Source organism: Leptospira langatensis (assembly GCF_004770615.1).
Classification (GTDB): Bacteria; Spirochaetota; Leptospiria; order Leptospirales; family Leptospiraceae; genus Leptospira_B; species Leptospira_B langatensis.
Genome location: NZ_RQER01000007.1, coordinates 206,426 through 219,285, shown reverse-complemented (window position 1 = coordinate 219,285; position 12,860 = coordinate 206,426). Strand labels below are relative to the sequence as shown.

The window sequence follows — 12,860 nt, the reverse complement described above, 5'->3', positions numbered from 1 at the left end:
CTGGCAAATCCTAAACGGAGATCGAAGAGAGTTTTTTATTTTCGACTGTGAGTATTGGATGCCAGTGCCGTCCGGATTGAATAAGTTTCAATTCTATATAAACGATCATGAAAATGAACGGATTAGCACAGTAATTAGAGAGCTAAATCTCCCCGAGAATCATTCGATCCGAATGACGGTATTGCCGGCTCGCTTAGACTATTCGAAGCATCCTCCCACGGTAATCCATCTCCAGCTTGGAGAAAATAAAAACTCTCAGGAAGGCCATAAGGGCTTCGCTTTCGAATTCCAGATCGAAGAGAACAAGCCAGGCGATGTAGAACCTAAGTGTCATATCGATACCGGGGGAAGTCAATAGGCAGTTTCTCTGGGAAATACATTATTTTTTAATTATATGATCAGAAGGAAAAAATGAAAAAAACAGTATTAGTTCTATTCGGAATGATTTTAGCCAAATGTATGGTCGCTGGTCCTATAGGACTTGCGACACAGTTTGACTACCAGAGAGGAGATGTAGTAAAGCAAAGATTACTCACCGCTTCTATCGAGTCGGATCTGTTGTTTACTTCTTTGAATGGAAAACCTCTTGCGATCGATCCCACCGATATTTTAGCGACTGAGTTCAAGGGATTGCAGGAAGATAAGTATTACAAGAAGGCCCAAGTGGATAATTGTGTTAAGAACATCTTACTTTTATTTAACGCAGTCTCACCTTGGGATTTAAATCTAAGAAGAAACGGGCCTTGCGCATTAGAACCGGAAAAGTATTGATAGTCGCCTATTGCGACTTACTTACAAGTTTTGCGCCTGATTTTTATTCATAAATTTTATTTACAATCCTATTAAACCCTCAAATATACTAACTCAAGTATGAATATGAGTTTTCGCAGTTTTTTGAGAACGATCGGATCGGCTTTTTTGTATTGCAGACTCGTTAGTCTCTGCCTTGGGGTTTTCATTTCTTGCGCTATATCTGTGGACCAAAAACCGGAGAAGGTGAGGATCGATCTACCTCAGTATTCTCAGGAGATTGCTATTTTAATTCCGAAAGATCTAAGGGACTATACATATCCACGCTACTCGGAAAGTACTTTTAAGATCGGTCAATCCGTCGAACAAGCAATGAGAAATCGGGCGGAAGCTCAGTTTGAGAATGTAGTCGTAATCGATTCCTTATTTAAGAAGCATAGGGATATTAATTCTATCTCTACTAAAATACAGGATATCAAATATGAATTTCATACCGACGCGTTGACCGGGATCTTCAATTTTACCGTTTTCCAAATATCTATGGAGTTTAAATTTTATCAGGGAAAGAATTTAGTGAAAACTGTAGAAGGTAAATCAGGGCGTTTGAGTTCTCTCGTTCCTCCGATGACTCACGCCGGCTATATGTCTGCAGATTCCGTTTCTAAAGGAATTGCGAATGCAGTCGATCAAGGTTTTATAAATCTTCTCTCGGATCCTACTGTGCGGACCATTGTGGATCCAAATTCTTCTCCTGTATATAAGGATCGTGTAAGCCTTCGTTTTTAGATCGAGCGGAGAAACTATATGGCCGAGTTACACAAAAAGTTCTCCGTCATCCTTCATCATTTGGGAGACTCTTTCAATCCCGCCTTGGAACAAGAGACCTAGAAAATCCGAGAGCTTACGGATATCGTAGCGGTTCTCATTTGCTAAGAGCACCATTGCTTCAAAGCCGGCGGCGACCATCATGACTGAGGTGATATGGATCGGGTGAGCGGAGAAGCTTCCTGCAGAGATCATATTCTCCACATCTCTATCTAATTCTTCTAATATATATGTCATGGGGCCTCCTTGGAAAAGATAACCCCGAATGATATCCCGGTTCCTTGCGATCAATTCCAAATGGGTTCGGTCTTGCATCATTACGTTGAATACCGCAAAATAGGCATCGCTTAAGAATGCGAGAGGAGTCGTTGCCTTTGCCCTTGCTTCTCGGATCCCGGAACGGATACCCTCCGATAATTCGTCGGCGATATCCTGCATTACGGATTCTTTATCCTTGTAATAATTGTAAAAGGTTCCTTGGGCAAGTCCGCTTGCGCGGATGATCTCCCTTGTGGAGCAGGCCTCAAATCCTATGGAAGCGAACACCTTTCTCGCTGCCTCTATGATCGAGTTCCTATTTCTGGTCTTATTGTCTTCTCTTCTGGAAACTAGATGGGAAGATTTCATTCTTATTTGTACCGGACCGGTTTGAGTGTATGAATTTTCTTTAATACGCTTTTGGCTGCATAATACCCGCACATCCCATGTACTCCTCCTCCCGGTGGAGTGGATGCGGAACAAATATACAAATGCGGATCGGGAGTCCCGTATGGATTCATTCTTGCGATCGGTCGAAAGAACGCCTGAGTTAGATCGGCAACCCCGCCTGTGATCGCTCCTCCGACATAGTTCGCATTATAACCATAGAAGTCCTGGGTATTCATTGTATGTCTGGCTAGTATCCTATCTTTGAATCCGGGCGCAAATCGTTCGATCTGTTTTTCTAAGACCTCGGTTAGATCCAAATTGGATCCATGAGGAACATGGCAATACGCGTAACCCGTATGTTTTCCTTTAGGAGCTCGTTTCGGATCGAATTGGCTTTGTTGGACCACCAATATGTACGGTTTTTCCGGGTGTTTTCCTTTCCAGACTTCGGCTTCCGAGGCGGCAATTTCGGAGAATTTTCCTCCAAGATGAACTGTGGAGGCTTCGAGGCAACGAGGATCTTTCCAGGGAATGGGTCCGTCCAAGGCCCAATCCATTTTAAATACCCCGGGCCCATAACGATAGGATTTAATTCTTCTTATATAAGAAGAAGGTAATATTTTTTCTCCTAATATTGCTAGCTGGTCCGGGCTGGTATCGAATAATATCGCTCTTGTCTTCGGTAATTGTCTTAAGTTCTCTACTTTTTGACCGGTTTTGATCTCTACATTTATGGTTTGGAGATAAGAGGCTAAGGACTTTGCTATCATCTGGGATCCCCCCGCAACTATCGGCCAAGATCTGATATGTCCTGTGATAGAGAATAATAGGCCGAGCGCTCCAGTCAATGCTCTGCTTAACGGAAGAATGGAATGGCCTGCGCATCCTGCGAATAGTGCCTTGGCTCTTTCTTCTTGGAAGAAGTTTTCGGCGATGGATCTTGCGGAGCGTATTCCCAATAATCCGAAGCGAGCCAGTAAGAATGGATGTTTAGGGATTCCTAATGGAGCCAGAGCGTCGGAAAGGAGTCCGTCCGGATCTTTTAGAAAGGGAGAAAGAAGATCACGATACGCTTTGCGGTCCATTCCCAGATCTTCCGCAGTTTCTTCTAAGGAAAGTTTTAGTAGGACTGCCCTTTCTCCGTCCAAAGGATGAGCTACCGAGGCCTTCGGTTCTATCCATTCCAGTCCATGCTTTTCTAAGGGAAGGGTCTTCAGATAAGGAGAAAGGATCCCCATGGGATGCGCCGCGGAGCAAACGTCGTGTAAGAATCCGGGCAGGGTAAGTTCCTTGCTTCTCAGTCCGCCGCCTATCGTATCGGAAGCTTCTAATACGAGCACCGAATGGCCGGCACTCGCGAGTAAGGCTGCTGCGCTCAGGCCGTTAGGGCCCGAGCCTATTACACAAACATCATATTCTTTGGAAGAATATTCCATTATTTGGTCGGCCAAGGCTGCAGATCTTTCAGATCGTTTACCTGGATCTTACCGTCTTCTATCAGTCCTTTTTCCGCATCGTGAATCCTATAATGCAATGTGGATTGTCCGAGCGGTTGTCCTTCTAAGAAGATACAACGCAATTCTCCGTCTTTGAAACCGCATTGAGATTGCACGGATCTGAGAAGTTGTTCGCTATGCAAATGTCCTTCTCCGAAATTCCAACCGACTATCATTCCCGCAATGAGTTCTCCTTCGACCCATTCGTATCTTTCAAAATCTTTTACGGCTTTTGGGACCAGGGTTTGGAAAGCTTTTCCGTGCAGGTGCATGAGTCGGAACGCCATGACCTTGCTGACCAAACCTACAGAGACCTTTCTTTCGTAGAACATATCCAATTGATCATACAACCATGCAGAAGTCTTGGTGAGATTTTCTAATCGTTTGTAGCTATCGTCCCTGAACATCCATACGCTTACCGCCCAATTGCCTGCGTAATAGCGCATTGCCAATAAGAAGGACACCCATTCCGGTTTAATATTTCCTAATAAAGGGATCGCAAAAGAGAAGAAGAAGAGGAAGATCCCAACCGCTGTAGAGTCCAATGCGAAAGGAGTAATCTGGGAATGAGCTCCAAATAAGAAGAAACCAGAATAGACTACCAAGAAGTTCCATTCTATCGGGACTCCCATCGGGAAATTACTCGTGATATAACTATGAAGGAATACCATCATTCCCAATCCGATCGTTACGATTGTATAAGAACCGCTTACCACTCCCGTAAATAAAACTATAGGAGTCCCTAATTCCAATAAGATCCCCATATACGATTTTACGATCGCAGTATTGGAAGGGCGTAGATCGTCCGGATAATTCTTATACATCGCTTTTCTAAACCAGGCAAATGGAGTGAAAGGACTGTTACTCGCCATTACGCATACTACACTTGGAAAGTGAGAATTTAATTTGGAAAAGCCCGCAAATAGCCAGATGGATAATTGCACGATCATGGCCCCCGCGATCCAATTCGGAGCGAAAGCGAACACCACGACGGTTACCCAATAATGCTCGGCTCTGGCCGCAAGAAAAACAGTTTTATCTAATATTCCCGCAACAACTAATAATACGATGATAGGTAGGAATTGATCTTGACCCGGTGCCGGATGGATCAGGCAAGAAACAAGAGATACAATGAGAGCTGCATAGGATAGGACCTCTAAGATCCCTCTGGTCTTTCCTCCGATGATAGGAGCCCCTTCGAATAAAGGCATTTTGGTCGTCTTCGGTCTTAAGAAGTAGAGAAATCCTCCGATAGGAGGGAAGTATCTTCCGGTTAACGGACCGCTTCCGCATCCGAGACCAAGAACCTCGAATAACAAGCTCCATACGATCGCTTTTTGGAAGGCGATAGGTTGGAACCACCAAGAGATCGTTCCCCATTCTCCTAATCCAGGCGTGAAGGAACAGAAATAGATCCATCCCGCGATATAACCTACGATCTTTAGTACGTAAACGATATAGGCTCCGAGAGGGGAGCCATAGCCTTGGATTGCCCAGGCCTGGCAGGATAGACGGGCCCGTTCGGCAAAGGACATCTTTGCCCAGGCTAAGGCGTCGTAGGGAGGAGCTTTGGGTAGGAACATTTTTCTCTCCAGTTTCTGTAATGCGGACCGTGGTATAGTCGATTGGTGAGAAATGTCAATAAAAAATGACTAACTGGTCATCTTCTTGGAATGCGTTTTAAGAAGAAGGAAGCTGACAATATTACTGAGGAACCGGTTCCAGGCGGCGGCCCCCACCCTGAATTGGGTGGAGGAGGCGGGCCTTGTGGGATCGCGGTTTCCTCATATCAGAAAAACATAAACTACGCAAGAGGATTTTTTTCGGGTTCCAACGAGGTAGGAACTCTTTGCATCGGATTGTAGGAACAATAGTGCTTCGAGTGCACCTACCGGGACTCGCCCCGACGCAGTTGTCCATCCTGGCCAACTAAGCTCTGGGGCGTCTTTTGCACTCGCTTCGCCATCCTTGGCTCGCGGCGCATTTGCGACGCTCTCTATGGATCGCTGCAAATGCTTTCGTGCAAAAGCTTCGAGTCCAATACAAATGTTGTCGGGGATTTTGCACCTACCGGGACTCGAACCCGGACTCCAGGCTCCGGAGGCCTGTACTCTATCCGTTGAGCTATAGGTGCCCTACGTTGTTGAGTTTTTGAGAAGAAGTTCCCAAGTCAATCGCATTCCTTCGAAGAGGGGCCTGCACGATTTGTTACCGTAAGATCTTTGGTTTTTTGCTTACTTTTTATTCCTCTTCCTCACCTTGCCTATAGGCGGCTTTATCTTTGTTCTTCTTTCGGATCATTCTACTGGTTTTAGCGATCTGCTTTTCCTTCTCCTTATTTGCGGAGGATGAGAAGGTTGCCATTGAGTTGAGCGAATCGAAACGTCTTTCTCCGGACGAATTGCAAGAAAAAAGAGAAGGTTGGTATGCTACAGGACTTCCTGTCTTCTCCCAAGATCCAGTAAGAGGCCAAGGCTATGGAGCTCGGGGTTATCTCTACCAAAACGGAAATCGCAAGAGCCCTTATTTCGAATTCCAACCGTATATGTACAGGTTCGGGGGTCAGGCATACAAGACTACAAACGGTGCCGCATACTATGAGCTGACCTTCGACAGTCCCTTCTTATTCGATACCGCCTATCGATTGAAGGGAAGCATTAACTATAGCGTTAACAAAAACTCTCAGTATTTCGGAATTGGGACGTCTACTTTACACGATCTGACATATAGAGATAAGAATCAACCGACTGGGGCCTTGATCTCAGGTAGTCCTTTTGGGGATCGGGAGGATGCTCTTTCCTATCGTAGACCTTCCGATCCAGGATCTCCCTTCCCGTACCAAAGCAATCGAGAATACAATACGTACGAGTTCCGTTCCACTACAGGTACCTTTTCTATCGATAAGACCTTTGCGAAGGCGTTCCGTTGGATCGTAGCCCCTGAGTTTTCTCAGAACATCATTCGTACATTCGATTATCCTAATGGAAGGGTCACAAACAATCAGGACTATTTTACTCCGGCAAAGGATCCGAATACTGGTTGGGCTTCTTCTACTCCGAACGGTAAAAGCAAACTGACTCAGGACTATCAAAAGGGTCTGATCAACGGATTTCATGGGGGGAATGTAAACTACTTACACCTGGGGCTCGCGTACGATACCAGAGACTTCGAGCCGGATCCTGATTCCGGAATGCTTTTGGAAGTGAATTACTCCAATGTATCCAGAAAGTCGGGCTCCGATTTCGAGTTCCAGAAATTCTTTGCACAAGGGAAATTCTTCTATATGCCCTTTCCCAAGTTGTTCGAGGAATTGGTAATTGCTTCTCGCGCCGCCGTTCAATACGCGAAAGGAGAAGTTCCTTTTTCAGAATATCGTTATATGTGGTCCATTGACGGAGCGATCAACGGTTTAGGTGGTCTTCAGACCTTAAGAGGATATAGACAGGAACGGTTTATCGGTCCTATGATCGGCTTCGGGAATGTGGAAATCAGATGGAGGTTTGGCACTTTCAAGTTTTGGGATCAGCTCGTGACCTTGAGCTTAGTTCCATTCTACGATTTCGGAAGGGTCTGGGACGGATACCATGATATCGGTACCCAGGGATACAAATTCTCTTACGGTAGCGGTCTACGTATCATCTGGAACCAAGCCACTGTGATCCTGATCGATTACGGTAAGTCCAGGGAAGATTCCCAGCTATTCATCGATGTGGGACATATCTTCTAAAGGTGTTGCGCAAGAGCTCCAAGAAATTTGCTATCCAGAATTTCTTCTTCTTGTTTCCTTGAGCTTAAGCCGAGCAAAACAAAGATCATCGGCTAGTTAGAATCCCCATATAGAGAACCGAGATGAAATTCCAATATCCTCTTGCAATTGTGCTCCTTCTTTCCTTATTCCCATTTGCAGTTTCTTCTTTTTCTGCTGAAGAAGAGACGAAGCTGATCGAAAAGGCCCTTGTAGAAAGCCTTTCCACTCAGGAACAAAAAGACATCGTTCGTAAATACTTGCTCAATTTAGCTAAGAAGAAGAGGGACGAGGCCGGACATCTGAGAGAACTGGCTTCTTCCGAACCTAAGGGCGAAGCTTCTTCCGGTCGAAAAAGAAAACTAGTGGGGCTTGCTTCTCAGTTAGAAAGAGAGGCCGAGATCCATGAGGCTACATTAAGAAATCTGCAAACGACTTCCACTCAGTAAGGGATATTCTTCAGGGCGAGTTCCGCAAGAGCCTCCGGACTCAAATTCGCATCCAAACGGATCGTGTTCTCCGGAAGGATTTCCTCATACGCCTTCGCGATCTTTTGCAGGGCGGAGATTGTCTCGAATCGATCCGCAGTCGTATCTCTCACCTTTAATCTGGACAGGGCTTCTTCCGGTTTTAGATCCAAATAAAAGACAAGTTCCGGCTCAGGGAATTTTCTCTCTAAATTCTTTTCCAAGATCTCTTTTGCCGAAAAATTCTCTCCGGACTGATATGCTGCAGTCGAATACATGTACCGATCCAGAAGTACGATCTTTTTCTCCGCGAGAGAAGGTAGAATATTTCTTTGCAAGGAAACTTCTCGATCCGCTAAGAACGCTTCGATCTGTTTCTCGGGAGAGAGTTCTATTTCTCCGCTTAAAAATTTTCTAAGATAGATTCCTGATTCGTAGCGAGTAGGTTCTGCAAAACAAATTGCTGGAACATCTTTCGACTGCAAAAGGTCTAAGAGGCGACGAGTGAGGGTACTTTTCCCGCTCCCGTCTAAACCTTCAAAAACGTAAAATCCCGGTGTATGCGCCATGCTTAAGGAAAGCCACTTGACATGAGTGGTTTTGCTTCGAATGCTGAAGCGTACTACCGGAATCGCATTCCCGAGGACAGGAATCCATGAAAAAAAACGATCGATTCAAAAATTTCCTGGTGATAGGCATATCCGTGATGGCAGGAGTGATCCTCTCTCCCATTCTATATTGCGGAACCGGCAGCGATAGTACGCTGTTCTTAAATGCAAAATCGGACAAAGAACCGAGCCAGGCGGCAAAGGCTGCGATCTCTATTCAAAAAGCCTTTGAAGAAGTATACGAAAACGTCTCCCCTAGTGTGGTGTTAGTCGCTACTGAAGGAACGGTTAACGTGCCTCAGTTTAACGACCCGTTCCAAGAATTTCTCTACGGACCCCAAGGTCGTGTCAGAACGCAAAAAAGAAAGATCAACGGACTTGGTTCCGGTTTCGTTCTGAACAAAGAAGGTTATATTCTGACCAACGATCACGTGGTCCGCGGATTCGATAAATTTAAGGTCTTATTCAAGAACGGAAAAGAACCGGTTTCCGCTAAGCTCGTGGGTAGCGACCAAACCATAGACGTAGCTCTCTTAAAAGTAGAAGGCGCCGTAAACCTGCAGCCTATTGAGATCGGAGACTCTTCCGATGTCAAGGTGGGCGACTGGGCGATCGCGATCGGCGCTCCTTTCGGTTTGGAGCAATCTATGACAGTAGGTGTCATCTCCAAGGTAGGAAGAGGCGGCATAGACAATTCAGGAGTGCATTATATCCAAACGGATGCTTCCATCAATAAAGGAAATTCGGGAGGACCGCTTCTAGATATCAACGGAAGAGTGGTCGGGATCAATCGAATGATCCTTTCCCCGAGCGAAGGCTCTATCGGGTTAGGTTTTGCTATTCCGATCAACGAGGCTAAATCGGTGGTAGAAGAGCTGAAATCCGGCGGACGGATCAAGCGCGCCAGACTGGGAGTGGGCCTCGACGATCTCACCGAAGAGATCGCAAAAGAACTCAAACTTCCTAGCAAGGACGGAGCATTTGTTCGTCAAGTGCAGAACGGATCAGCGGCTTCCGAAGCGGGTATCGATGTAGAAGACGTGATCCTGGAACTAGACGGGGTCAAGGTAAAGAGTGCAAGCGAAGTTGCGGCTAAGATCAGAGAGTCCAAGGTAGGACAAAGGATCACCGTAACCGTCTTCCGAAAAGGCCAGACCCTAAAGATTTCGGTTAAGCTCGCGGAATAAGAGAAATCGTTTGGCAGGACATACCCTAAATCCCGAGGACAAATTCGAGGAGGACAATTCTCTCCGTCCTTCTCTGTTCTCGGAGTTCGTGGGCCAAAAAGAAATCCTTTCCAATCTTTCCGTGTTCGTGGGTGCTGCCAAGAAAAGACAGCAGGCTCTCGATCATGTTCTTTTATCCGGACCTCCCGGTCTCGGAAAAACCACCTTGGCAGGGATCATCTCCCAGGAATTGGGAGCAAGAATTGTAGTCACTTCTGCACCTGTGCTTACCAGAGGTGCGGACCTTGCCAAATTACTCACGGATCTGGAAGAAGGGGACATCCTCTTCATTGACGAGATCCATTCCCTCAATCGAAAAGTAGAAGAGATCCTTTATCCCGCCATGGAGAATTTCATGATCGATCTTCTCGTGGGAGAAGGGATCACTGCGCAGACTATACAGATCAAGCTCAAACCGTTCACTTTGATCGGAGCGACTACCAGAAGCGGGATGATCTCCGATCCGCTCAAGAGTCGTTTTGGGATCCATTTCCGATTGGAATATTATGACGATCCCGAAATGCAGCAAATCGTACTTCGTTCTTCCAAGATCTTGGGCTATGAGATCGACGAAGCCGCTGCCTTCGAGATCGGAAAAAGATCCCGAAAAACTCCTAGGATCGCAAATCACCTTCTCAAAAGAGTGAGGGACTTTGCGGAGATCAAAGGAGAGAGAAGGATACGGATCCCCGCCTGCGAAGAGGCCTTCTCCCGCTTAGGGATAGACGAACTCGGCCTGGACAAGATGGACCGAAGGATCTTGGAGTGCATGATCGACAGATACAAGGGAGGACCGGTGGGCTTAAAGCCGATCGCCGCCGTAGTGGGAGAAGAGGAGCGCACACTAGAAGATCATTATGAGTCCTATATGGTAAGAGTTGGCTTGATCAATCGGACCTCCTCCGGTAGAGTTGCCACAGAGAAGGCCTACAAGCTGATGGACAGGGTCCCTCCGGCATTCGGCAAACATATAGAAGAAGATGCAACTCCCGGCCTTTTTTAAAACCGAAATAGATACGACCAATAATTTGCCGGAAGATGATAAGCGCCTTCTGTTCGCGGCATTTATCGTATTCGCATTTTGTTCCTTCTTAGTAGCTCATTTATTCACACGTAATATCCTGTTCCAGATCCTGGGAGAAGACCCGCTCGTTCAGGTAAAGGAAAGAGCGGAAAGAGAAAAGATCTACGAAGTGCTACTCGAACAAGAGTTCGTGGACAAGACAGTAAAGGACGAATACAAAGCCCTTTCCAATGCGGACTCCGCTGGTTCGGGCGGACTCACTAAGGAGAAGGGATTTCATACATCTTCTCCGTTTAGAGAATTCATTTTTGGTAATATAGCTCGCAATCCTTCCAAAGCGACTCCACAATCCGCACAAAAGAAAACAGAAGATGAGCAGGTATACGAAGTCGCTATCTTGAAACAGGATCCCGTGGAAAATACGAATCCTACGGAACAAACCCAAGAGCAAACCGCTGCTACCGGAAGAATGACTAAGATCCCTTCCAATTATCGCTTCCAAGAAGATATACGTTTTCGTTGGGACGGAAGTCCGAATACTGCGATTCCCACAAAGAAGTTAGTAGGATACGAATACTTCAAGAGAATGCTCCGACAAATTGAGCAGAGTTTCTCCCCTCCGGGCGGAGGAAATTATGGCTATAGGGACGGGGCAGGGACCGTGATCCGTGAAGCGATCGTTCCCGGAGAAGCGAGAGTGCAATTCTTATTAAACGATGCCGGCCAGGTCATAGATACGAAACTGGTTTCCTCCCATGGCCAAACCCTTGTGGACCAAGCCTGCATAGATGCGATCCGAGGACAGAATTTCGGCCGAGTTCCCGAAGAAGTGAAGGCCCAAGGAATGATCTACGGGATCCGCTTTCTCTTCCCCGCTATATATAGAAGATAGAAGGAAGGCTCTATGCGTTATTTCCTATTCGTTTGCATAACAATTTTATCCTTGGACCTGTACGGCCAATCCGCTCCGTCCGCTTCCGACCGAGCCGACTTCGAAAAAGCGGATACGTACATGCGAGAAAGGGATTTTCAATCGGCGCTGCCTATCCTTCTGAAATTATCGAAGTCCAGAGAGAAGGATGACGGATTGCAATACGCGGTAGGCTTCGCCTACTTCCAGTTAAACGATTCAAAGAATGCAAATCTCTATTTCGAGAAAGCGATCTCTTTAGATCCGAATAATGCTAGATACAGGGATCATTACGGAGTGAGTCTGTATTTAGCAGGGGATTTCCAAGGGGCAAAGAAGCAATTCTTGAAATGCATAGAATTAGATAAGGCTTCTCCGAACGCGTATCCGTTCCTAGGAAATATCTATTTGCAAGAAAACGAAAGAGCCAAGGCAATCGATTCATTCGAAAAGGCATTGGAGATCAATCCTGAGAATTTAATGGCCTTGGTAAATCTCTCCAATCTCTACTTTATCAACCGAGAATTCAAGAAATCCGAAAAGTATCTGGAAGAAAGCTACAGGCAAGACCCGAATAATTTCACTCTCGTAAATATGCTTCTCGAGAATAAGTTCCAACTGAATAAGACAAAAGAAGCAGAGATGTTGAAAACGGCTTTGATCAAATTGAGATCCGCAAGCGCAGACGAAAGGATCAAGAATACGGAATATTTTCGATTCGATTCATTTTCGCATAAGGACGTGAATATTGTCGCCCAAGAAGCCTTCCAAAAGTCCGGAGACATGTATTATTACTATATCTTCTTCGTTTACGATAAGGAAGATAAACTATTAAAGAATATTAATTTAGAATCTTCTGCAGTCGTTCGCGCGCTGGGGATGAAATATATCCTAAGCAAGGACGTATTCGAGAATGGAGCCCGCAAGCATTATACTTCCCGACTTGGATTCAAGGACGTTCCGGAGTATCAGGACCTGAAAAAGATCCTGATCAAGGAGTTAGACGGAGAGATTGAGTTTACGGGGAGTCAACCGAGTAAGTGAGAGAATCAAATCATTGTCGTTAATCCTACAGTTACGAAAGGACCGGCAATTCAGTAATTTATTTCGTTTATGAAAAATATTATTGAATAAATGATATAAAACTAATTTAAAATATCA

Annotated in this window: 12 protein-coding genes and 1 tRNA gene; 8 read left to right on the top strand and 5 right to left on the bottom strand. The window is 45.7% G+C overall.

Features of this window, described 5'->3' with window-relative positions:
• Positions 1 to 411: 411 nt before the first annotated feature.
• Both EHO57_RS12675 and EHO57_RS12670 read left to right on the top strand, forming a co-directional pair.
• The gene (locus EHO57_RS12675; RefSeq protein ID WP_135643662.1) at positions 412 to 771 is read left to right on the top strand and encodes a TIGR04452 family lipoprotein; all 360 of its coding nucleotides are present in this window, start codon (positions 412 to 414) and stop codon (positions 769 to 771) included.
• Positions 772 to 876: 105 nt separating this feature from the next.
• Positions 877 to 1,536, top strand: coding sequence for a hypothetical protein (locus EHO57_RS12670; RefSeq protein ID WP_135643660.1), 660 nt, complete (start codon positions 877 to 879; stop codon positions 1,534 to 1,536).
• A gap of 27 nt (positions 1,537 to 1,563) precedes the next feature.
• On the opposite strand, the gene EHO57_RS12665 is transcribed toward EHO57_RS12670, so the two are convergent.
• From EHO57_RS12665 to EHO57_RS12650, 4 genes are all read right to left on the bottom strand, one after another.
• A complete protein-coding gene (locus EHO57_RS12665; protein WP_135643658.1) occupies positions 1,564 to 2,202 on the bottom strand; it encodes a TetR/AcrR family transcriptional regulator in 639 nt (212 codons plus the stop codon).
• A 2-nt stretch (positions 2,203 to 2,204) separates the two neighbouring features.
• Positions 2,205 to 3,674: a phytoene desaturase family protein gene (locus EHO57_RS12660; protein ID WP_246050683.1), complete on the bottom strand. Its 1,470-nt coding sequence runs from the start codon at positions 3,672 to 3,674 to the stop codon at positions 2,205 to 2,207.
• Positions 3,659 to 5,302 carry a DUF3556 domain-containing protein gene (locus EHO57_RS12655; RefSeq protein WP_135643656.1) on the bottom strand — a complete coding sequence of 548 codons (1,644 nt, stop codon included), beginning with the start codon at positions 5,300 to 5,302 and terminating at the stop codon, positions 3,659 to 3,661. The genes EHO57_RS12660 and EHO57_RS12655 overlap by 16 nt, the downstream gene beginning before the upstream one ends.
• Positions 5,303 to 5,781: 479 nt before the next feature.
• Positions 5,782 to 5,853: transfer RNA gene (locus EHO57_RS12650), tRNA-Arg, on the bottom strand.
• Positions 5,854 to 6,000: 147 nt separating this feature from the next.
• Between EHO57_RS12650 and omp85 the strand changes: the two genes are divergently transcribed.
• Together omp85 and EHO57_RS12640 are read left to right on the top strand one after the other, a co-directional pair.
• Positions 6,001 to 7,446, top strand: coding sequence for an Omp85 family outer membrane protein (omp85, locus tag EHO57_RS12645; protein WP_246050682.1), 1,446 nt, complete (start codon positions 6,001 to 6,003; stop codon positions 7,444 to 7,446).
• Between the two features lie 122 nt (positions 7,447 to 7,568).
• Positions 7,569 to 7,913: an LIC10421/LIC12816 family protein gene (locus tag EHO57_RS12640; protein ID WP_135643654.1), complete on the top strand. Its 345-nt coding sequence runs from the start codon at positions 7,569 to 7,571 to the stop codon at positions 7,911 to 7,913.
• Here the strand turns inward: EHO57_RS12640 and tmk are convergent.
• The gene (gene tmk, locus EHO57_RS12635; protein WP_135643652.1) at positions 7,907 to 8,500 is read right to left on the bottom strand and encodes a dTMP kinase; all 594 of its coding nucleotides are present in this window, start codon (positions 8,498 to 8,500) and stop codon (positions 7,907 to 7,909) included. The two genes, EHO57_RS12640 and tmk, sit on opposite strands and share 7 nt — an antisense overlap.
• Positions 8,501 to 8,586: 86 nt before the next feature.
• Between tmk and EHO57_RS12630 the strand changes: the two genes are divergently transcribed.
• Genes EHO57_RS12630 through EHO57_RS12615 form a run of 4 tightly spaced genes read left to right on the top strand, consistent with a single transcriptional unit; the run spans position 8,587 to position 12,743 of the window.
• Entirely contained in the window at positions 8,587 to 9,726 is a 1,140-nt protein-coding gene (locus EHO57_RS12630; RefSeq protein WP_135643650.1) for a S1C family serine protease, read from the top strand.
• Between the two features lie 10 nt (positions 9,727 to 9,736).
• Positions 9,737 to 10,768, top strand: a complete 1,032-nt coding sequence (gene ruvB / locus EHO57_RS12625; RefSeq protein WP_135643647.1) for a Holliday junction branch migration DNA helicase RuvB — start codon at positions 9,737 to 9,739, stop codon at positions 10,766 to 10,768.
• Positions 10,746 to 11,681 (top strand): energy transducer TonB family protein, encoded by a 936-nt coding sequence (locus EHO57_RS12620; protein WP_135643645.1) that lies wholly within the window; start codon positions 10,746 to 10,748, stop codon positions 11,679 to 11,681. Before ruvB ends, EHO57_RS12620 begins: the two co-directional genes overlap by 23 nt.
• Before the next feature lie 12 nt (positions 11,682 to 11,693).
• On the top strand, positions 11,694 to 12,743 hold the full coding sequence (locus tag EHO57_RS12615; RefSeq protein WP_135643643.1) for a tetratricopeptide repeat protein: 1,050 nt from the start codon (positions 11,694 to 11,696) through the stop codon (positions 12,741 to 12,743).
• Positions 12,744 to 12,860: the final 117 nt, after the last annotated feature.